General features: G+C 61.3%; 20 protein-coding genes. 7 read left to right on the forward strand and 13 right to left on the reverse strand.

Features of this window, described 5'->3' with window-relative positions:
* Window positions 1-17: 17 nt before the first annotated feature.
* From dsbG to dsbD, 3 genes are read right to left on the reverse strand one after another with little or no spacing between them, the layout of a single operon-like run.
* A complete protein-coding gene (gene dsbG / locus AACY36_RS09895; protein ID WP_339497021.1) occupies window positions 18-779 on the reverse strand; it encodes a thiol:disulfide interchange protein DsbG in 762 nt (253 codons plus the stop codon).
* Complete coding sequence (locus tag AACY36_RS09900; protein ID WP_339427420.1) at window positions 755-1,606, reverse strand: TlpA disulfide reductase family protein; 852 nt, start codon at window positions 1,604-1,606, stop codon at window positions 755-757. The genes dsbG and AACY36_RS09900 overlap by 25 nt, the downstream gene beginning before the upstream one ends.
* Entirely contained in the window at window positions 1,606-3,333 is a 1,728-nt protein-coding gene (dsbD, locus tag AACY36_RS09905) for a protein-disulfide reductase DsbD (RefSeq protein WP_339416553.1), read from the reverse strand. The genes AACY36_RS09900 and dsbD overlap by 1 nt, the downstream gene beginning before the upstream one ends.
* Before the next feature lie 161 nt (window positions 3,334-3,494).
* Here dsbD and AACY36_RS09910 point away from each other — a divergent pair, with 161 nt between their 5' ends.
* From AACY36_RS09910 to AACY36_RS09930, 5 genes are all read left to right on the forward strand, one after another.
* Window positions 3,495-4,175, forward strand: coding sequence for a response regulator (locus AACY36_RS09910; RefSeq protein WP_339416552.1), 681 nt, complete (start codon window positions 3,495-3,497; stop codon window positions 4,173-4,175).
* Complete coding sequence (locus AACY36_RS09915; RefSeq protein ID WP_339497022.1) at window positions 4,172-5,512, forward strand: ATP-binding protein; 1,341 nt, start codon at window positions 4,172-4,174, stop codon at window positions 5,510-5,512. Before AACY36_RS09910 ends, AACY36_RS09915 begins: the two co-directional genes overlap by 4 nt.
* A 124-nt stretch (window positions 5,513-5,636) precedes the next feature.
* Window positions 5,637-6,404 carry an N-acetylmuramoyl-L-alanine amidase gene (locus AACY36_RS09920; protein WP_339416549.1) on the forward strand — a complete coding sequence of 256 codons (768 nt, stop codon included), beginning with the start codon at window positions 5,637-5,639 and terminating at the stop codon, window positions 6,402-6,404.
* A 177-nt stretch (window positions 6,405-6,581) separates the two neighbouring features.
* Window positions 6,582-7,976, forward strand: coding sequence for an aspartate aminotransferase family protein (locus AACY36_RS09925; RefSeq protein ID WP_339497024.1), 1,395 nt, complete (start codon window positions 6,582-6,584; stop codon window positions 7,974-7,976).
* 82 nt (window positions 7,977-8,058) lie between these two features.
* A complete protein-coding gene (locus AACY36_RS09930; RefSeq protein ID WP_339416545.1) occupies window positions 8,059-8,283 on the forward strand; it encodes an MbtH family protein in 225 nt (74 codons plus the stop codon).
* Between the two features lie 112 nt (window positions 8,284-8,395).
* Here the strand turns inward: AACY36_RS09930 and AACY36_RS09935 are convergent, their stop codons facing one another.
* The 8 genes from AACY36_RS09935 to minC all read right to left on the reverse strand — a co-directional run bounded on the left by AACY36_RS09935 (window position 8,396) and on the right by minC (window position 16,573).
* On the reverse strand, window positions 8,396-9,742 hold the full coding sequence (locus AACY36_RS09935; protein WP_339416543.1) for an amidohydrolase: 1,347 nt from the start codon (window positions 9,740-9,742) through the stop codon (window positions 8,396-8,398).
* Window positions 9,743-9,759: 17 nt separating this feature from the next.
* Window positions 9,760-11,925 (reverse strand): mechanosensitive ion channel family protein, encoded by a 2,166-nt coding sequence (locus tag AACY36_RS09940; protein ID WP_339497027.1) that lies wholly within the window; start codon window positions 11,923-11,925, stop codon window positions 9,760-9,762.
* A 72-nt stretch (window positions 11,926-11,997) separates the two neighbouring features.
* Window positions 11,998-12,174: a hypothetical protein gene (locus AACY36_RS09945; RefSeq protein ID WP_339438354.1), complete on the reverse strand. Its 177-nt coding sequence runs from the start codon at window positions 12,172-12,174 to the stop codon at window positions 11,998-12,000.
* Between the two features lie 188 nt (window positions 12,175-12,362).
* A complete protein-coding gene (locus AACY36_RS09950) occupies window positions 12,363-13,652 on the reverse strand; it encodes a M18 family aminopeptidase (protein ID WP_339416540.1) in 1,290 nt (429 codons plus the stop codon).
* A gap of 180 nt (window positions 13,653-13,832) precedes the next feature.
* Window positions 13,833-14,468 carry an RluA family pseudouridine synthase gene (locus tag AACY36_RS09955; protein WP_027603908.1) on the reverse strand — a complete coding sequence of 212 codons (636 nt, stop codon included), beginning with the start codon at window positions 14,466-14,468 and terminating at the stop codon, window positions 13,833-13,835.
* A 95-nt stretch (window positions 14,469-14,563) separates the two neighbouring features.
* Entirely contained in the window at window positions 14,564-14,818 is a 255-nt protein-coding gene (minE, locus tag AACY36_RS09960) for a cell division topological specificity factor MinE (protein ID WP_003175252.1), read from the reverse strand.
* A 3-nt stretch (window positions 14,819-14,821) separates the two neighbouring features.
* Window positions 14,822-15,634: a septum site-determining protein MinD gene (gene minD / locus AACY36_RS09965; protein ID WP_339416537.1), complete on the reverse strand. Its 813-nt coding sequence runs from the start codon at window positions 15,632-15,634 to the stop codon at window positions 14,822-14,824.
* Window positions 15,635-15,835: 201 nt separating this feature from the next.
* Window positions 15,836-16,573 carry a septum site-determining protein MinC gene (gene minC, locus AACY36_RS09970; RefSeq protein ID WP_339436289.1) on the reverse strand — a complete coding sequence of 246 codons (738 nt, stop codon included), beginning with the start codon at window positions 16,571-16,573 and terminating at the stop codon, window positions 15,836-15,838.
* Window positions 16,574-16,691: 118 nt separating this feature from the next.
* On the opposite strand from minC, the gene AACY36_RS09975 reads away from it, so the two are divergent.
* Complete coding sequence (locus tag AACY36_RS09975) at window positions 16,692-17,624, forward strand: lipid A biosynthesis lauroyl acyltransferase (protein WP_339416533.1); 933 nt, start codon at window positions 16,692-16,694, stop codon at window positions 17,622-17,624.
* A 33-nt stretch (window positions 17,625-17,657) separates the two neighbouring features.
* Complete coding sequence (locus AACY36_RS09980; protein WP_339436288.1) at window positions 17,658-18,806, forward strand: patatin-like phospholipase family protein; 1,149 nt, start codon at window positions 17,658-17,660, stop codon at window positions 18,804-18,806.
* 44 nt (window positions 18,807-18,850) lie between these two features.
* On the opposite strand, the gene AACY36_RS09985 is transcribed toward AACY36_RS09980, so the two are convergent.
* Together AACY36_RS09985 and AACY36_RS09990 are read right to left on the reverse strand one after the other, a co-directional pair.
* Complete coding sequence (locus AACY36_RS09985; RefSeq protein ID WP_339438351.1) at window positions 18,851-19,636, reverse strand: outer membrane protein OmpK; 786 nt, start codon at window positions 19,634-19,636, stop codon at window positions 18,851-18,853.
* Between the two features lie 23 nt (window positions 19,637-19,659).
* On the reverse strand, window positions 19,660-20,028 hold the full coding sequence (locus tag AACY36_RS09990; protein WP_339497029.1) for a hypothetical protein: 369 nt from the start codon (window positions 20,026-20,028) through the stop codon (window positions 19,660-19,662).
* Between the last annotated feature and the right edge of the window lie 2 nt (window positions 20,029-20,030).

Here is a 20,030-nt window from a genome sequence, read left to right on the forward strand (position 1 = left end):
GGTCCGTATTTAGTGAACTACTTAGGCCCCATAATTTTCCCCAACTTCTCCGGCGAAGGCGCCCCTTGCTGCTGCTGCAACCCCCCCTTGTCATCCAGATAGAAAATCGCTGGCGTCGCCGATAACTCGAGCTCCTCCATCAACTTCATATTGGCATCAAGCTTGGCCTCGATATTGGCGGGGATCTTGTCCAGTGCCTGTAACTTGCTGCCTTTGCCGGCGCCTTCATGTTCTTCCAAGGCTTTTTGCGGGTCTTTGGCGGCGAACAGCGCGGCGGATTTGCCTGGGCTGTCTTCGCGGATAATGCCGACCATGATGTGGCGCAACTGCACTTTGCCGGCTTTTACCCATGGGCGTGCCTGTTCCCAGAACATGTTGCAGTACGGGCAGTTGGGGTCGCTGAACAGGTAGACCGTGCGTGGCGCGCTGACGTCGCCGTCCTGGATCCAACTGCTTTTTTCCATCTTGGCCCAGACTTCCTTGGCCATCGGTGCGTACACCAGTTTTTCCAGGGGCGCGGTGCTCAGGTCGTTGCCTTGGGCGTCGTACAGGTTGCCGGCTATCACACTTTTGCCGTCAGCGGTCAGGTACAACGCCATGCCACGGTTCTGGTACTGCGCGGCGTAGCCGGTGAGGCCGCTGGGGGCGTCGAATTTGCCGAGGATCTTGGCGCCCTTGGCCTCGATCTGTTTGATCGGCGCCGGCCAGTCTTCGGCCTGTGCCAGGGCGGCGGCGAGCGTCAGCGGCAGCAGGGTCAGCAGGTGGCGGAGGCGTGGCATGTTGGTTTCCTTGTGGCAGCGGGAGCGAAGTCGAAGGGTTCCATGGCGCGGGCCAGGCTGGCTTGGGACAGTTCACCCAAGTGGCTGTTGATCAGGCGTCCGTCGGCTTGGTAGAACAAGGTGGTGGGCAAGGCCATCGAGCCCACGGCCTGGCCGAGGCGGCCGCTGGCGTCGAACAGCACGTTGTCGAGGGTCAGGCCCTGTGTCGCGAGGTAGGTGCTGACGCTTTGCATGCTTTCGGCCTGGTTGACGAACAGGAAGGTCACGTCGGGACGGTGGTGTTGGGCGCGTTCCAATACCGGCATTTCGCGACGGCATGGCGGGCACCAGGTGGCCCACAGGTTGATCACCAGCGGGCCACCCTTGTAGTCGGCCAGTTGCACCACGTCGCCGTTGGCATTGCGCAGGGTGATGTCCGGGAGTTGCGAGCCTTTGTCGTAGAGGCTCAGGGATAAACTGGTCACGCCCCAGAACACCAGGCCGGTGATCACGCCAGCACTCAATGGCTTGCGCAGGGCCGGGCGCCGCCAGCCGTAGGCCAGGGCGCCGAGTACCAGAGCGATCACGCCGGGCCAGGCGAGGAAACCGCCGTCGCGCAGGTCGACCATCTGCAACGGGTCGTGGCGGTAATCACTCCAGTACATCAGTACAAAGGTGACGCGAGCTACCAGCATCGCCAGCAGGAACAGGCTGAACAGCACCGATTCCGGGTTTTCACCGCCACGCTTGGCCACGCGCCAGCCCACCAGGGTGGCGAGAATCAGCGCGCTGATCAGCAGCAAGTGATTCAGGGCGATGGCGAAGGTGCCGATGGTCAGGGTCAGCATCAAAGGGCGTCCCGGGTGTGCGTCCAGCGTTGCAGGAAGGTGGCGGCATCGACTTCGCCGGTGATGCGTTGCGCGCGGCGTTCTTCACCGTCCGGACCGATCCACACGAAGCTCGGTGGGCCAGGTATTTTGTAGCGGCCGAGCAGCGCGCGGCTGGCGGCGTTGTCGGCGGTAACGTCGAGGCGCAATAGGCGCACGTCTTTCAGGGCGTCCATGACGTCGGGTTTGCCGAAGACCTGTTTTTCCATGATTTTGCACGACACGCACCAGTCGGCGTAGTAGTCCACCAGCACCCATTGGCCCTGTGCCTTGGCGCTGTCGAGTTGGCTTTGCAGCACGGCGGGTTCTTTGATGGTCATGAACGCGTCGTGGGCGGTCGGTGCAGCGACGGTCTGCGAGCCGCCGTAGACTTTCAGCGGTTGCCACAGGTCATCGCTGCCGCCAGCTGCACCGACGATCAGCACGGCGCCCCACAGGCCCAGCACCAGGGAACCGGCACCAAACACCTTGGCCGCGAGGCCGTATTCGCGGGCCAGCGTCCAGCCGCAGTAAGCCATCACCAGCGCGAGTGCGCCCCACAGGCCGATCCACAGGCTTTCGCCAACCACTGGGCGCAGCATCAGCACGGCGGTGCCGAGGAACAGGAACCCGAAGACCCCCTTGAGCACGTTCATCCAGGTGCCCGGCTTGGGCAGGAAGCGATTACCCACGGTGACCAGCAACAACAGTGGGATGCCGATGCCGATGCCCATGGCGAACAGGATCAGGCCGCCGTGCAACGCATTGCCGCTCTGGGCGATGTAGAGCAGGGCGCCAGCCAGTGGCGCGGTCATGCATGGGCCCACCAGCAGGCCGGACAGTGCGCCGAGCACCCCGGCGCCGACCAGGCTGCCACCGCTTTGCTGGCGGCTGACGTTGTCCAGGCGGTCGCGCAGGAAGGCGGGCAGTTGCAGTTCAAAGAAGCCGAACATCGGCAGGGCAAGGATGACGAACAAGGCGGCGAAGCTGCCGAGGATCCACGGGGTTTGCAGCAGCGCGGCTAGATTGCTGCCGAGCAGCGCGGCCAGTACGCCCAGTGCGGCATACACCAGCGCCATGCACACCACATAGCTGCTGGCCAAGGCAAAACCGCGACGCGGGCTGGCGCCACTGCCGACGACCAGACCGGCGAGGATCGGTAGCATCGGCAGCGAACAGGGGGCAAATGCCAGCAACAGGCCTAGGCCGAAGAACAGCAACAGGCTCCAACCCAGGCTGCGTTGTTGCAGACCACTGGCCAGGCTTTGGTCCTGAGCTTCAGCAGTCGCTGCGACGGCCGGGTTGCCGCCAAGGTCCACGGTGATCGACTGCGGCGGATAGCACAGGCCCGCATCGGCACAGCCCTGCCAGCCGAGCTTGATCTGGCCGGTTGCGCCGGCCGGGATCTTCACTTCAAGGCCTTGGCGATACACCTCTTGGTCACCGAAGAATTCATCGCTATGGGCCTCGCCTTGCGGCAGCGCGGGCTTTTCAGTCAGGCCATCGAACTTCATGCGCTGCTTGTACAGGTAATAACCGTCGGCAATCTGCCAATACAGCTGGGTCTCGCCACTTTCAAGACGTTCGGAGGTAAAGGTGAAGGCTTTGCCCACCGGAAGGAAATCGGGTTTGGTCTCAAACGGGTTGCCTGGCGCGGCCTGGGCAAACCCTGCGAACAACACCAGCAGAAAGGTAAACAGATGCCGCATGGTCAAGCCTTAGTTCGATGCAAGTAGGCACACAATGTGTGGCGTTGATTAACCGATGATTAACCGGGGCTATTCTAGAGGGAGTGTGGATCATTTAGCGGCATAATCTGCGCTTAATCCGCTGGACTTCTAATCCCCCCATCTTTCATGAAGGGTTCACCATGCACGTACTGGTCTGTGAAGACGACGAACTGATCGCCAGCGGCATCGTGGCCGGCCTGACCGCCCAGGGTTTTACCGTCGAGCGCGTGGCCTCGGCTGGCGCGGCGCGCGCCATGCTCAAGGCAGCGACATTCGACATCATGGTGCTCGACCTCGGCCTGCCGGACGAAGATGGCCTCAAGCTGCTGCAACAACTACGCAGCCAGGGCCTGGAAATCCCGGTACTGATCCTGACCGCACGGGACTCGGTGACCAACCGCGTCGACGGCCTCCAAGCCGGCGCCGACGACTACCTGCTCAAGCCCTTCGACCTGCGCGAACTTGCCGCGCGCCTGCAGACTCTGCTGCGGCGGATGGCGGGGCGCAGCGTCAACCTGATTGAGCACGGTCGCCTGGCCTACGATCCGAGCAGCCGCGAAACTTTCCTGGGCGGCCAGCCAGTGGACCTGTCACGCCGTGAACAGGCGCTGCTGCAAGCCCTGCTGCATAACAAAGGCCGTGTGCTTTCCAGCGAGCAACTCAAGGACAGCGTCTACGGCTTCAGCGATGAGCTGGAAAGCAACGCGCTCAACGTGCACATCCACCACCTGCGGCGAAAATTGGGCAATGGCATTGTCGAGACCGTGCGCGGCCTCGGCTATCGCCTGGGCTCGGCTGACGGGGGCGAGGACGCGTCGTGAAAAGCCTGCGCCTGCGACTGACGTTCAAGCTGGGCGCCGCTTTTGTGCTGATCTGGGCCCTGGCGGCGGCCTGGATGCTCAGTGATCTGCGCAACCAGATGATGTTCTCCCTCGACCAACGCCTGGTGGCGTCGGCGCGCATGGTGGCGGGGCTGACCGAGCAGATGCCGGGCCTCGCCAGTGTGGGTGGCGACGCGCATTTCCATGGGGCGCAACTGAATGTTCCGGGGGGCATGGCGTGCCAGGTCAGCTCCTTGCGCGGTGAAGTACTGGCGCGTAGCCACGCCACGCCGGATGAAGGGCTGGAATCGCGCCAGAGTGGTTTTCGTGACCAACTGATCGAGGGCGTCAACTGGCGCAGTTTTACCCTGTCCCGTGGCGACCTGTTGATCACCACCGCCGACCGCCAAGTGGAACGTGAGGCGCTGAACCTGTCGATCCTGCTGGCCGCTTCGGTGCCGGTGGGTGTGGCGATGCTCGGCTGCCTGTGCTTGTTGTGGCTGGGCATCGGCCAGAGCCTGCTGCCGCTCAACCGCATGCGTGACGCCTTGATGCGGCGCAGCGCCGACTCTCTCGAGCCGCTGCGGATCCACCCATTGCCCAGCGAACTCAAACCGCTGCTCGACACGCAGAATCAACTGTTGCAGCGTATCGCCAAGACCATCGAGCGCGAACGCCGCCTCACTGGTGACGCCGCCCACGAACTGCGCAGCCCATTGACGGCGATCAAGACCCACCTGCAAGTGGCGCGCATGACCGACGGCGCGGCCCGCGATCAGTCCCTGGCCCATGCCGAGGCGGGCGCCGACCGTTTGCATCGCACCCTGGAGCAGTTGCTGTTGCTGGCGCGCGTGGAAGGCAGCCTGTCATTCGACGATGGGCTGCAGTCCAGCGCCGAAGAAGTGGCACGCCTGGCGATCCAGGATGCGAATGCCGGCGACAATTCGCGCATTGACCTGATCCTGCCGGACAACCTTTGCGCCACCCCGGTGGAAATGCCCGTGGGCCTGGCAGTCGCAGCCCTGCGCAATCTGCTGGACAACGCCTTGCGTCACACGCCGGCGGATACGCGGGTGGAACTCAGTGTATTCACCGACACCGACACCGACAACGACAACGACAACGTGGTGTTCCGCGTGCGTGACCACGGCACGCAGATTTGCGCCGATGACCTGCAATACCTGACCCAACGCTTCTGGCGCAATGGCAGCAGCGAAGGCTGCGGCTTGGGGCTGGCGATCGTGCAAGCCATTGTGCAGCGGTGTTCCTGTTCCTTGAAATTCGACAGCCAACCGGATGGCCTGCGCGTCGACCTGGGCATGCCGCTGCGGCGCTGACCACTTTTCTTTCACGTGCCAAATAGTTACCGCCCTCCTGACGCTCAAGTCTTCAGGATGGCGGTAATTTTTTTGCGCTTGAACGGGCTGAACGACTCAGCCTTTATTGAAAAGGACGGTTCTTATGTTGGTCATCGATACCAGTTTTCCTGCTACGGGCTTTAACGAACGCAACGGCGAGCCTGTGGGGCAGGTCATCCTGCATTACACCGCGGCGCCTTTTGGCTCCTCCCTGCGCACCCTCACCCAGGATGGGGTGAGTGCGCACTATCTGCTGCCCGACCCAAACGATCCCAGCTACCGCGCGGCTGGCTATGAAGAGTTGCGTGTCTTGCGCTTGGTGGAGGAAGACAAGCGCGCCTGGCATGCCGGGGCCAGCCATTGGGCAGGGCGCGACAACCTCAATAGCCGCTCGATTGGCATCGAGATCGTCAACCTAGCGCGCGATGACGGCGGCGTGTTCACGTTCCCTGAGTACGGTGAGGAACAAATTGAGATGTTGATTGCGTTAGTGCGCGACATTCTCGGGCGTTACCCACAGGTTGGGCCCACGGACATCCTCGGGCATTCGGACGTGGCGTACGCGCGCAAGAGTGACCCAGGGCCCCGGCTGCCGTGGCAGCGCCTGCATGAAGCGGGGCTGGGGGCCTGGTTTGATGAAGCGACGCGGGCGATGTATCAGCGCCGCTTTTGTGCCGGATTGCCACGGGAAGCCGAGGTGGAGCGGGCATTTCAGCGATTCGGGTACGCACCTGCGAAAAACCGGCAGGGGTTTCAACAGCGGACGCGGGCATTTCAGATGCACTTCAGGGCGCGGGATTGTTGTGGGTTTCTGGATGGCGAGACCTGCGCGATTTTGTATGCGCTGAATGAAAAATACCGCGGGCTCTGATTCCGAGCGCGCTCCCATATTTGGTTTTTCATACATCAGTTAACGATCGCCGGCCCTAAATCCCGTCGGCGCTGGTGCGTTTCCAGAACAGTAAATCCGTTCGCACGCTCCCTCGGGGCCAGACGCCAGCGGATCGGCAGTTTGGTCACCACCATCAGCGTATTGAGGGATCGAGAAATGTCAGTCGCTACCAGCCGTATCGAAGACACCCAGGTACATGAAACGCTCTACCAGTTCGACGAAACCCCGCTGCTCGCCCGCCAGCGTCAGCAGGAGTCCAACGCCCGCAGCTACCCACGGCGCATTCCCCTGGCGCTCAAACGCGCCAAGGGCATTTACGTGGAAGACGTGGAAGGCCGCAGTTTCATCGATTGCCTGGCGGGCGCCGGCACCCTGGCGCTGGGGCACAACCACCCGGTGGTGATCGAAGCTATCCAGCGAGTGCTGGCCGATGAGCTGCCGCTGCACACGCTGGACCTGACGACGCCGGTCAAAGACCAGTTCGTGCAGGACTTGTTCGGCCTGTTGCCGCCAGCGCTGGCGCGGGAAGCGAAGATCCAGTTCTGTGGCCCTACCGGCACCGATGCCGTGGAAGCCGCGTTGAAACTGGTGCGCACCGCCACCGGTCGCAGCACTGTGTTGTCCTTCCAGGGCGGTTACCACGGCATGAGCCAGGGCGCCTTGAGCCTGATGGGCAGCCTGGGGCCGAAGAAACCTTTGGGCGCCTTGCTGGGCAACGGCGTGCAATTTCTACCGTACCCCTACGACTACCGTTGCCCGTTCGGCCTGGGTGGCGCGGAAGGCGTGCGGGTCAACCTGCATTACCTGGAAAACCTGCTGAATGACCCAGAGGCTGGTGTGTTGCTGCCAGCGGCGGTGATTGTCGAGGTGGTGCAAGGCGAGGGCGGGGTGATTCCGGCTGATCTGGACTGGCTGCGCGGCCTGCGTCGCATCACCGAGCAAGCGGGTGTGGCGTTGATCGTGGATGAAATCCAGAGCGGTTTCGGTCGCACCGGCAAGATGTTCGCCTTCGAGCACGCCGGCATCATCCCGGATGTGGTGGTGATGTCCAAGGCCATCGGCGGCAGCCTGCCGCTGGCGGTGGTGGTCTATCGCGACTGGCTCGACACCTGGCTGCCGGGCGCGCATGCCGGTACGTTCCGGGGCAATCAGCTGGCGATGGCGGCGGGATCGGCGGTGATGCGCTACCTCAAGGACCACGACGTGGCCAGCCACGCAGCGGCTATGGGCGAGCGCTTGGGCGAACACCTGCGCATCCTGCAGCGCGACTTCCCGCACCTGGGGGATATTCGCGGTCGCGGGCTGATGCTCGGCGTGGAACTGGTTGAGCCGAATGGCGCACTGGATATCCAAGGCCATCCACCCGTGCATCGCCAACTGGCGCCGCTGGTGCAGCGCGAATGCCTCAAGCGCGGGCTGATCCTGGAACTGGGCGGTCGACACGGCAGCGTCGTGCGTTTCCTGCCGCCGCTGGTGATCACTGCCGCGGAAGTTGATCGGGTGGCGGATATCTTCGGTCGCGCGTTGGCGGCGGCGGTCGCCAGCCTCTAATTTTTTTGCAACTTGATACGTTTCTATAGATATCAGTGCTGCGCGCAGTGCGCAGCCAGCCTTTTAGCGATGGAGAACAGCAATGACCTCAGTATTTGACCGCGACGACATCCTGTTTCAGGTAGTGGTCAACCATGAAGAACAGTACTCCATCTGGCCCGACTACAAAGCCGTGCCGGAAGGCTGGCGGACGGTAGGTAAGAGCGGCATGAAGAAAGAGTGCCTGGCCTACATCGAAGAAGTCTGGACCGACATGCGCCCGCTGAGCCTGCGTCAGAAAATGGAGGGTGCCACGCTGACCAACTGATACACCGTGACCCAATGTGGGAGCGGGCGTGCTCGCGAATGCGCAGTGTCAGTCAACTATAGTGTGACTGTTCCAGCGCATTCGCGAGCACGCCCGGCCCCACAAAAAAGCCCTAGAGTGCCTGGTTGGCGTACAAGTAATCCGTCGCCAACGACGCCAACGTCCTCACCCCCACCACCAACGCCGACTCATCCACAAAGAACCCCGGATTGTGGTTCGGCGCAGCCTTGCTCATGTCCTGATCCCGCGGCGTCACCCCCAGGAACACAAACAGCCCCGGCGCCTCCTTGGCATAAAACGAGAAGTCTTCCGCGCCGCCCACCAAAGGCCCCAGCACCACGTCATCCTGGGCCGCCCAGCGCAGGCTTGGCAGCATTTTCTCGGTCAGTGCCGGGTTGTTGAGGGTGGGGTCGTACTTCTCGATGATGGTGACCTCGGCCTTGGCACCGCCGCTTTCGGCGATTTTTTCCACGGTCTGGCGCACGTCCGCGTGCAGCTTCTGACGGATGCCGTAGTCGTAGGAGCGAATGGTCCCGGTCATGTCTACCGACTCAGGAATGATGTTATAGCGCGTGCCGCCATTGATTGTGCCAATGCTCACCACCGACGGAAACGACGAGATGTCGGTGCGGCGGCTGACCACGGTTTGCAGGCCGACAATGGTCTGCGCACCCACGGTAATCGGGTCGATGCCATCCCAAGGGCGACCCGCGTGGGTTTGCTTGCCGAGGATTTTGATGCGCAAGTCATCGGAGCTTGCCAGGGTCGGTCCCGGGCGGTACGTAATCCGGCCGGCGGGCACGCCTGCCCACACATGCAGGCCAAACACCGCGTCCGGCTTGGGCGCCTTCATCACGCCTTCCTGCACCATCATTTTGGCGCCCCAGGTGTTTTTGCCGTCGGGGATGAAATCACTCGGGCCTTCCTCGGCCGGTTGGAAGTAGAACACCACAGTGCCGGGAAGGCGCTCGCGCATGCCGGTCAGGATCTTCGCAGTGCTCAGCAGAATGGCGACGTGGGCGTCGTGGCCGCAGGCGTGCATCACGTCGACTTCCTTGCCCAGGTAGGTGCCCTTGGCTTTCGAGGCGAAGGGCAGGTCGGCGACCTCCTTGACGGGCAGCGCGTCCATGTCGGCGCGCAGGGCGACGGTCGGGCCGGGCAGGGCACCTTTGAGCACGGCAACAACGCCGGTGCGTGCTACGCCGGTTTTCACCTCGAGGCCGAGGTCGCGCAGCTGCTTGGCGACCAGCTCGGCCGTGCGGGTTTCGGTATTGCCCAATTCAGGGTGGGCGTGAATGTCGCGGCGGGTTTCCAGCAGCGCCGGCTCAAGGATTTTTGCCTGCGCGGCGATTTCCTCCCGGGCCCTGTCCTGGCCGCTGCTGGCGGCAATCACCGCACTGCTGGCGACCCCGCAAAGCATGCCGAAGACCCACGGGTGTGTCAGACCGGTTAAACGCATAAGGACCTCTCCTGAGTTTATTGTTGTAGCGCTTTCTCCTTCACAGTGCCGGCGGTGACCACCTGCACACTCAAGCGCGGCGTCGCCAGGTCCAGCCCGGCTTCATCCAGATGACGCTTGAGCGACAGGTTGAACGCCCGCGACACTTCCCACTGCTTGATCGGCGCCGTCTTGAAGCGCGCACGTAGAATCGCACTGCCCGACTCGAAGCTCTCCACGCCCTGAATCTCCAGCGGCGACCAGATGTTGCGGCGCTGCAGTGGGTCGTTGCGCATTTTCTGGCCGACATCGCGCATCAGCTTGATCGCGTCGTCGACTTCCATGTTGTAGGGGATCGCCACGCGGAAGATCGCGTAGCCGAACTCCCGCGAGTAGTTCTTGATGCTCTTGATCTCGCTGAACGGGATGGTGTGCACAATGCCGTCGATATCGCGCAGGCGCACGGTGCGGATGGTCAGGCCTTCCACCGTACCGAGGTGGCCACCGACATCTACATAGTCATCGATGGCCAGGGAGTCTTCGATGATGATGAACAGGCCGGTGATCAAGTCTGCCACCAGCGATTGTGCACCAAAGCCAATGGCCAGGCCGATCACACCGGCACCGGCCAGCAACGGCGTGACGTTCATGCCCATGTTCGCCAGGGCAACAATGGCAGCGATGATAAAGATGGTCACAAACAGCACGTTGCGGATCAACGGCATCATCGTCTGCGCGCGGGCATTGGCCAGGCCTTTGCGCGAGCGGGTGAGCGCGTGGTGGATCGCGGTGTCGCTGAGGATCCAGATCAGCCAGGCAAACAGCAGCGTGCCGCTGAGGCCGAACAGCTTGACGCTGATTTCATGCCCGTCGCCTTCGGTAAAGCGAATCAGCGACAGGCCCCAGACCCGCAGGCCCAGTTCGATAAACACCAGCCAGACCACCAGGTGGGCCAGGGTATAGACGAAGCTCTTCAGCCGCTCGGAGTACAACGCATGGCGTTTGTGCCCGCGTTGCGGCTTAAGCGCATGGCGGCGAACAAGGCCATTGATCACCATGCACAACACCAACAAAACGGTGCACAGCAGCGACTGGCGCAATGCCGTGCTGGTATCGCCGGCAGAGACGAAGGTGGCGAACAGCGAGATCCCCACCAGCAGCAAGGCCGGGATGTACCAGAAGGTGCCGACGATCTCGATGGTGTCGCTGAGCGCGCGGCGGGTCAGCCGGCGCGAGAGGGGTTGGTTACGGATCAAGTGCGCGATCGGCCGGCGGAAACGCAGGATAAAGACACCCGTGGACAGTGCCGCCATCACGTTGGCGATGGTCGCCGCCGTGTGTGCCAGGTGCTGGCCGAGCGCTGTGACCAGCCTGGGGTCATTCAAGGCTTCGCCAAAGGCGGCGAAACTGCCGATTAACCACAGCGGTCGGAAAGCCTGGTGGCGCAGGATATACAGCGCGCGGTGACGGTGCGGGCCGTCCAGTACAGAGAAGGCAATCACGCAGATCGCCGAGAAACAGGTGCCTACCACCAGCGCATAGGCCAGCACCATCGCCAAGGATTTACCCAGTGACGAAGGCAGTGCGTAGCTCAGGTAAACCGTGATGATCAAGGCGATCAGCCATGGCCCCAATTTGCGTAGGGCGAATCGCACCATGTCCCAGGTACGCGGGTGTTGCGGCAGCTCTTCGGGCAGGCCGAAGCGCTCGCGTACGCGGTGGCTGAGCCAGATCAGCGCAGCGGCGAGCAGGCTCCACACGGCCAGGATCACGGCGAACCCGAAAATGATCGGCAGCCATTCATTGGCCGGCATGATCAGCGCACCGAGTTCATCCTTGGCCTGGTCGACTTCGTTGGACCAACGCCCCAGTGGGCTGTCGGCGCCGTAGAACTGTGTTTCCAGGTTTGTCAGGGTGCCGCCGATCAAACCCAGCACGCCTTGCTCGGCTGCGGGTTGGGCTTTTTGCGTAGCGGCGCGCAGCTTCTTCAGGTCGCTGAGCAGTTGGGTGCGCTGCTGGTCGTTTTCGAGTGTTTTGATCACCTCGTCCAACGACTGGCCCAGGGGGACTTCGGCCTGGGGTTGGGCTTTGTTGGTGCTGCCCAGCAGGCCGGGCAAGCCCACGGCGTGGGCAGGTGTGAGCGGCAGCAGCGTGAGCAGGGCGATCAGGCAAAAGCAGGGCAGGGCAAACAGACGGGAAAGCACGAGCGGTCAACCTTGAAAACGACGAGTAAACCCGAGTGTACGAGGCCGCTATGCCAGATGCGAGTGCATTTGTCATTCGGCCAGTTTGGCGAGGATCTTGTACACCACGGTGCCCAGGATCAGCAGCATGCCGACCCACATACCAAACACGCCGAGGGGTTTTTCGCGAAAATTGAAGCCCACGGCCAGCATCATCATGCCGATCAGAATCGGGATAAGCATGGCGTGGAAAGAGGACATGGAGATCATGGTGCGACGGCCTTGTCGGAGTGGAAACACTGACAAGTCTAGGTCGGATTATGGGAAGTTGGGTTGATGCGTGTCAGATAGCGTTGGGAGTGTTTGAAGTCGCCATCGTAGGTAAGCCAGTTCCCACACTTGATTTGCGAATACCTTCAAGTGTGGGCTGGCTTGCCTGCGATGGGCACGCCTCGGTATCAGGGCAAATCACGACTCGCGTAAAACGCACCCAATACCTTCACCAAATGCGCCAGGTCATGGCTGCCGCACAGCTCACGAATTGAATGCATGGCAAACGTCGGCAGGCCGATGTCCACGGTGCGCACGCCCAGGTGGCTGGCGGTGATCGGGCCGATGGTGGAGCCGCAACCCATGTCGCTGCGCACCACAAAGCTCTGCACCGGCACTTCCTGTGCCATGCACAGGTGACGGAAGAACCCCGCGGTTTCGCTGTTGGTGGCGTAGCGCTGGTTGCTGTTGACCTTGATCACTGGGCCCGCGTTGAGCTTGGGGCCGTGATTGGCGTCGTGCTTCTCGGCGTAGTTTGGGTGCACGCCGTGGGCGTTGTCCGCAGACACCAACAGAGATTTCTGAATGGTGCGTACGAATTCATCACCTTCTGGCAGCAGGCGACGCAGGGTCTGTTCCAGCATCGGGCCATCCGCGCCGCAGGCCGAGCAGGAGCCGACTTCTTCGTGGTCGTTGCACACCAGCACGCAGGTTTCATCGGTCTCGCTGGTGAGCAAGGCTTGCAGGCCGGCGTAGCACGACAGCAGGTTGTCGAGGCGCGCGCCGGCGATGAAGTCACCGTTCAGGCCAATCACGGCGGCACTTTGGGTGTCGTAGAAGCTCAACTCGTAATCCAGCACTACGTCGGCGTTCAGCCCGTGTTCCCGTGCCAGTTGCTCAGTGAGCACGGCACGGAAGTCCACGCGCTCGTCACCGGCAAATTGCGCGAGGACCGGCGGCAGCTCGGTCTGGGCATTGATCGCCCAACCTTGGTTGGCTTCACGGTTCAGGTGAATGGCCAGGTTGGGGATGATGGCGATGGGCAGCTTGAAATCGATCAACTGGCTTTCGACCTTGCCGTCGCGGCGGAAGGTCACGCGGCCAGCCAGGGACAGATCACGGTCGAACCACGGCGCCAGCAGTGCACCACCATAGACTTCCACACCCAACTGCCAGAAACCCTGGCGTTGCAGCTCCGGCTGTGGCTTGACGCGCAGGCACGGGCTGTCGGTGTGGGCGCCGACCAGGCGAATACCGCCCTGTAGCGGCGAATGGCGGCCAAGCTTGAAGGCAATGATCGAGGAATCGTTGCGGGTCACGTAATAGCGCCCGTTAGCTTCGGTGGTCCAGGTCTCGCGCTCGTCGAGACGCTGGAAACCGGCCGCTTCCAGGCGCTGGGCCAGGGCGGCAGTGGCATGAAAAGGAGTAGGGGAGGCCTTGAGGAAGTCGATCAGGCCTTGATTCAACGCTTCGCGCATAAGTAGCTCCAGACAGCAGTGCGCGGAGTTTACCGTATTGGTTTAACTCGGTGGCGAGAACTGATGCAGATCTGAATGTGAGAGCGGGCTTGCTCGCGAAGACGTCGGCCCAGCAAATATTGAGGTTGACTGGCCTACCGCTTTCGCGAGCAAGCCCGCACATGTGATTGGGTTTGCAGTCTAAAACGGCGCGGGGCACTCGAAGCGCAGACGCTCGCCGCTTTGCGGATGCGTGAAGCTCAGCATGCTCGCGTGCAGGCACAGGCGCGGCCAGGCAGCCAAGGCTTGTTCGTGGGCATAAAGACCATCACCGAGCAACGGGTGACCAATCGACAGCATGTGCACACGCAACTGGTGCGAACGCCCGGTAATCGGCGTCAGCTCGACGCGGCACCAATCGCCGCAACGTTCCAGCACTTTCCAGAAGGTCAATGCATGCTTGCCAAACTCGTGGTCGACCACATGGCGCGGCTTGGTCGGCGGGTCGTAGCGCAGGGGCAGGTCGATGCTGCCGCTGTCCAGTTCCGGTTGGCCCCAGGCCAGTGCGGTGTAGGCCTTTTCGGTTTCGCGGTCGTGAAACTGGCGGGACAGTTCGCGGTGGGTATCGGCGTCCCGTGCCAGCAGAATGATCCCCGAGGTTTCCCAGTCCAGTCGATGGACGATGCGGGCTTCGGGGTAGCCGTTTTCCTGCAGGCGGGTGATCAGGCAGTCCTTGTTGTCATCGGCACGGCCAGGCACCGAGAGCAGCAGGGTTGGCTTGTTCACCACCAGGACAGCGTCGTCCTGATGGAGGATGTGGATAGTAGACAACGGCATTAAACAGCCTCGCAACAAACGCCAACGGCGGCTCGCCCACCCGCCCCTTAAAAGGGATCAGGGTGAACGAGCCGCCGTGGCGGCCGCCTTTTCGATTAACGATCAGGCAGGGTGATATTGAGTTCCAGAATTGAGCAGCTGCCGTCATTTTCCAGGGCGACATGCACGTCATCGTTGCCGATATTGACGTACTTGCGGATTACCTCGACCAGTTCCTTCTGCAAGGCTGGCAGATAATCCGGCGTGCTGCGTTGGCCGCGTTCGTGCGCCACGATGATCTGTAGACGCTCTTTCGCTACCGACGCGGTACTTGGCTTTTTGTTGGCGCGAAAGAAGTCGAGAAATTTCATTGTTTAGTTGCCTCCAAAGATACGCTCGAAGAATCCCTTCTTCTTCACATCGAGGAAGCGGTGTTCCACGGTCTTGCCCAGCAAGCGATCGACGGCATCACTGTACGCCTGGCCAGCGTCGCTCTGGTCGTCAAGAATCACCGGAACACCTTGGTTGGAAGCCTTCAGGACTGCCTGGGATTCTGGAATTACACCCAGCAGGGTCACTGCGAGGATGTCCTTCACGTCTTCAACACCGAGCATTTCGCCGTTGCTGACGCGCTCAGGGTTGTAACGGGTGAGCAGCAAGTGTTCCTTGATCGGGTCTTCGCCTTTTTCGGCGCGCTGGGACTTGCTGGCCAGCAGGCCGAGCATGCGGTCCGAGTCACGTACCGAGGAGACTTCCGGGTTGGTCACCACGATGGCCTCATCCGCGAAGTACATCGCCAGGTGAGCGCCGGTTTCGATACCGGCCGGCGAGTCGCAGACCACGTATTCGAAGGTTTCCTTCAGCTCGGCAAGGACTTTGCCTACGCCTTCTTTAGTCAGCGCTTCTTTGTCGCGAGTCTGGCTGGCGGCCAATACGTACAGGTTCTCAAGGCGCTTGTCCTTGATCAGGGCCTGTTGCAGGTTGGCTTCGCCGTTGACCACGTTGACAAAGTCATACACCACGCGGCGTTCGCAGCCCATGATCAGGTCGAGGTTACGCAAACCGACGTCGAAGTCGACGATAACTGTCTTGTGGCCGCGCAAGGCGAGGCCGGTACCGATAGCGGCGCTGGTGGTGGTCTTACCCACACCACCCTTGCCGGATGTAACCACGAGAATCTTGGCCAAGGTGTTTCACCCCTAAGGAAAAAGGACTTTTCGGTCCCTGAAAAACATCTCTTGGAACTCGCCGCAGGCGGACAGCCTTTGCAGGAAAAAGATGTGGTTTCCGCTGGGGAAACGCCAACTTCCAATTATTCCTACGCAAGTATTGCCGGTTTCGCTGTGCTATCAGAGTCTAGAGATGCTTGGAAAATGCGGCAGTATCCGTTAAAGACGGATGATGTTCAACACATCGCCCGACAGGTTGATCTGCACCGAAGCTCCCCACAGTGGATCACGGCGCAAATCTTCTGAAACCTTGTACTGGCCTGCGATTGACACAAGCTCTGCGGTCAACAGCTGGCAAAAAATACGCGCCTTGGTATCGCCCTTGATGCCGGCGAGGGCACGTCCGCGCATCGGGCCGTATACATGGATGTTGCCATCGGCAAGAAGTTCCGCCCCCGGGCTGACCGAGGAGATCACTACAAGGTCACCTCCCTGGGCGTAAATCTGCTGCCCGCCACGTACGGGCGAGGTGATGATCTTTGTCGGCTTGATCGTCGGCTCCGGTGGTTTTTCCGGTTTTTTCTTCTCTTCACCGACCAATGGTTCAAGCGGTCGCTCGCGCGCGCCGGACGGTGGCAGTACTGGCAGTTCAATGGCGATAGCCGCAGCAATGTCTTCAATGCGGCTGGCGCGAATCGCCAACGTGCGCAGGCCATGGGAGCGACAGACGCGCATCAGGCCGGGCAGATCGATACTGCCTTGGCCGGCGGGCAGTTTGTCCAGCGCCAGCACCAGCGGGGCGTTGTTGAAAAAATTCGGCGCCAGGGCGACCTTGGCGGCCAGCTGGCGGTCCAGGGCCTCGAGGTCGTTACGGGCGAGTTCCAGCACGGTGATGGCGAGCATGCTGCCTTTCAGCTGGAACACGGGATCTTGGTCTAGCGGTTCGGTTTGGCTCATGGTCGGCAAAGCGGCTTGTCACGAAAAGTGTCGAGACTTATAACGAGAACACTCACCCGCCGCAAGCCGAGTCGAACCGTTGTAGAATGCGCGGCCCTTGTCTTTACCGGAATCTGTAATGGATCGCCCGCGTTTTCGAGCTGTTTTTTTTCACCCGCGCTTTTGGCTGTTATGGCTGGGGCTCGGCCTGCTGTGGCTGATTACCCAACTGCCATACCGCGCGCTGCTGACCATTGGTCGCCTGCTGGGTGCTGGCATGTACCGCGTGGCGGGCGAGCGTCGCCGTATCGCCGCGCGAAACCTGGAACTGTGCTTCCCGGAAAAATCCGCTAAAGAGCGTAAACATTTGCTCAAGGAAAACTTTGCCTCCACCGGCATCGCCTTCTTTGAGATGGCGATGAGTTGGTGGTGGTCGCGCCAGCGCTTAGCGCGCCTGGCCCATGTCGAAGGCCTGGAACACCTCAAGCAGGCCCAACTGGATGGCAAGGGCGTGATCCTCATGGCCCTGCATTTCACCACCCTGGAAATCGGCGCGGCGCTGCTTGGCCAGAAGCACACCATTGATGGCATGTACCGCGAGCACGGCAACCCGTTGTTCGACTACATCCAGCGCCGTGGCCGTGAACGTCATAACCTCGATTCCCTGGCCGTGGAGCGTGAAGACGTGCGCGGTATGCTTAAGCTGCTGCGCGCTGGCCGCGCCATCTGGTACGCACCGGACCAGGACTACGGCGCGAAGCAAAGCATCTTTGTGCCGCTGTTCGGCATCCAGGCTGCCACAGTGCCCGCCACCAGTAAGTTCGCCAAGCTGGGCAAGGCGTTGGTCGTGCCGTTCACTCAAGAGCGCCTCGTCGATGGCAGCGGTTACCGCCTGGTGATCCACCCGCCGCTGACTGACTTCCCTGGCGAAAGCGATGAAGTCGACTGCCTGCGTATCAACCAGTGGGTCGAAGCCTCGGTGCGTGAATGCCCTGAGCAATACCTGTGGACCCATCGCCGCTTCAAGAGCCGGCCACCGGGTGAACCCAAGCTGTACGAAAAACGCCGCTGATAAGACTGTTTTTTCCCCACATGGAGTGACGCAATGCGCCCAACTGAACCGGTTACAGGCTTGATTCTTTCCGGCGGCGGGGCGCGAGCGGCTTATCAGGTGGGGGTGCTGGCGGCGATTGCAGAGTTGTTGCCGCCGGGGGCGCCGAATCCTTTTCCGGTGATCGTCGGCACCTCGGCCGGCGCGATCAATGCGGTGAGCCTGGCCAGCGGCGCCATGGACTTCAGGGCCGCGATCCAACGTCTTACCGCCTTCTGGCAGGGCTTTCGTAGCCACCTGGTGTTGCGCAGTGATTGGCCGGGGGTGATTCGCCAAGCGAGCCGCTTCTTTATCCACAGTCTGCTGGGCCTGGGGGCCCGGGTGCCGGTGGCCTTGCTCAACAGCTCACCGTTACGCGACCTGTTGCAAGAGCGCTTGAACCTGGACGGCATCGACGAGGCCATCCAGCATAAACATCTGCACGCGGTAGCCGTGACGGCCTTTGGTTATGAGTCCGGGCAAGCGGTGACCTTTTATCAAGGCGGCGGCACCATCGACGCCTGGTTGCGCCATCGCCGTATCGGCATGCCCACTCAGTTGACCGTTGAACACCTGCTGGCCAGTTCGGCGATCCCTTTGCTGTTTGCGCCGGTCAAACTCGACCACGAGTTCTTTGGCGACGGTGCAGTGCGGCAATCGGCGCCCATCAGCCCGGCCCTGCATTTGGGCGCCAATCGCGTGCTGGTAGTCGGGGTCAGCGGCAACCCGCGTGGCAATGAACCGGCCGTGCAACGCACCTACACCGGCCAGGAGCCGACCCTGGCGCAGATCGGCGGGCACATGCTCAACAGCACGTTCATTGACAGCCTGGAAAGCGATATCGAATTGCTGGAGCGCTTGAATCAGTTCAGCCATTTCCAGCCGGCCGACAGCGCGGCTCAGGGCCTGGCGCCGGTTGAAGTGCTGGTGATTGCGCCCAGCCAGCCCATTGATGAGATCGCCGCGCGGCATCGCCAGGAATTGCCGGCGGCGTTGCGCTTGTTTTTACGTGGGCCGGGGGCGACCAAGACCAGCGGGGCAGGGGTGTTGAGTTACTTGCTGTTCGAGGCGGGGTATTGCAGCGAGTTGATTGAACTGGGGCGGCGGGATGCGTTGGCCAAGCGTGAGGAAATCACCCGGTTCCTCGGGTTGCCCCCGGTCTGAATGTGGGAGCGGGCTTGCTCCCACATAGGTTATGCGGTTAACGATCAGAAGTGATACTTGACCAAGAAGCTCGCCGTATCCTGCGTCGTCTTGAACGCACCCGAATCTTCAATCCCGTACTTGTTCTTCCAGTAGTCGTATTCAAAACCGACATACAACTGCTTGTCGCCCCAGTGCAGTGCCTTGCCCAAGTCATATTTGACCTGTGGGTTGAAGTGCAGGTTGGCGTGGTAAGTGCCACGGGCATTCTTGTCGTTGTCCACGACCCAGTCCATGAAGCCGTCGATCAACACGTCGGAGTTGCCCACCGGAATGGTGTACGACCAGACCGGCGTGATCTGCCAAACGCCATCGCCTGGGCGATTGCCTTCGGTCTGGCGCTGGTAGAAGTTCAGCTGGAAGTAGTCGAAACCGGGGATGTTCAAATCGAAGCCAGGACCGACCAGGTACGATTCATTATCGCCTTCACCAAACTCGTAAGTCATCGCCAGCAATACATCCTTGATCGGACCAAAGGACAGGTCCTTGTCGAGAATCTTGCCAAACGACAAACGCGGGCTGAACTCGCCGTAATAAGTATTCGGGCCGACGTTGCCATCTTCCTTGCCGTTATAAAAGATGCGGTCGAGGAAGAAGAAGTTGTCGCCGTACTTCCAGGCATCGGCATGTTCGAACGTGACGGTTTGCTGGACCTGCGGGTTGACGGTGAAGCGCTTGCCCCACAAGTAAGTCAGGCTGTTGTTCTGCCACTGCAACAGGTCACCGGCCACGGCTTGGCCACCGGCCAGCAGGGATCCCGCCAGCATCAGGCCTTTGAACATAGGTTTCATTCGGTTGCTCCCGAGTTAAAGTTTTATGGTGTTTCTTCTACGCAGGCGCTCTGGTGTGGCGCCTTTTGGTCAGCTGCAAAAATCGTCTGTTCGGTCAGCTTTAGTGCATTTAGCAAGAGCTGCGCCAAGGTGTTTAAAAAGCCAAAAAATCCGCGTCGGCTGCAGGGGATGCAGTCGAATTCAGGGGACTTTTGCGCACGCAGGCCGAAGACATAAGGCCGGGATAAGTTGGCCTTGCAGTCAGCTTTTACAGTCGCTGTTTTTTTTTGAGTCGATTCGAGCGGGCGCGGAGAATACTGGCTCTTATGCCTGGGCTCAAGTGCGCTGTAACAGAGCGCGTGGGGCGAGAATGGGGCACGGCTTGTGGCCGGCCCCGGGTGAATGGCGTGCATGT

It is taken from the genome of Pseudomonas sp. EA_15y_Pfl1_P101, from assembly GCF_963970835.1.
GTDB classification, from domain to species: domain Bacteria; phylum Pseudomonadota; class Gammaproteobacteria; order Pseudomonadales; family Pseudomonadaceae; genus Aquipseudomonas; species Aquipseudomonas tritici.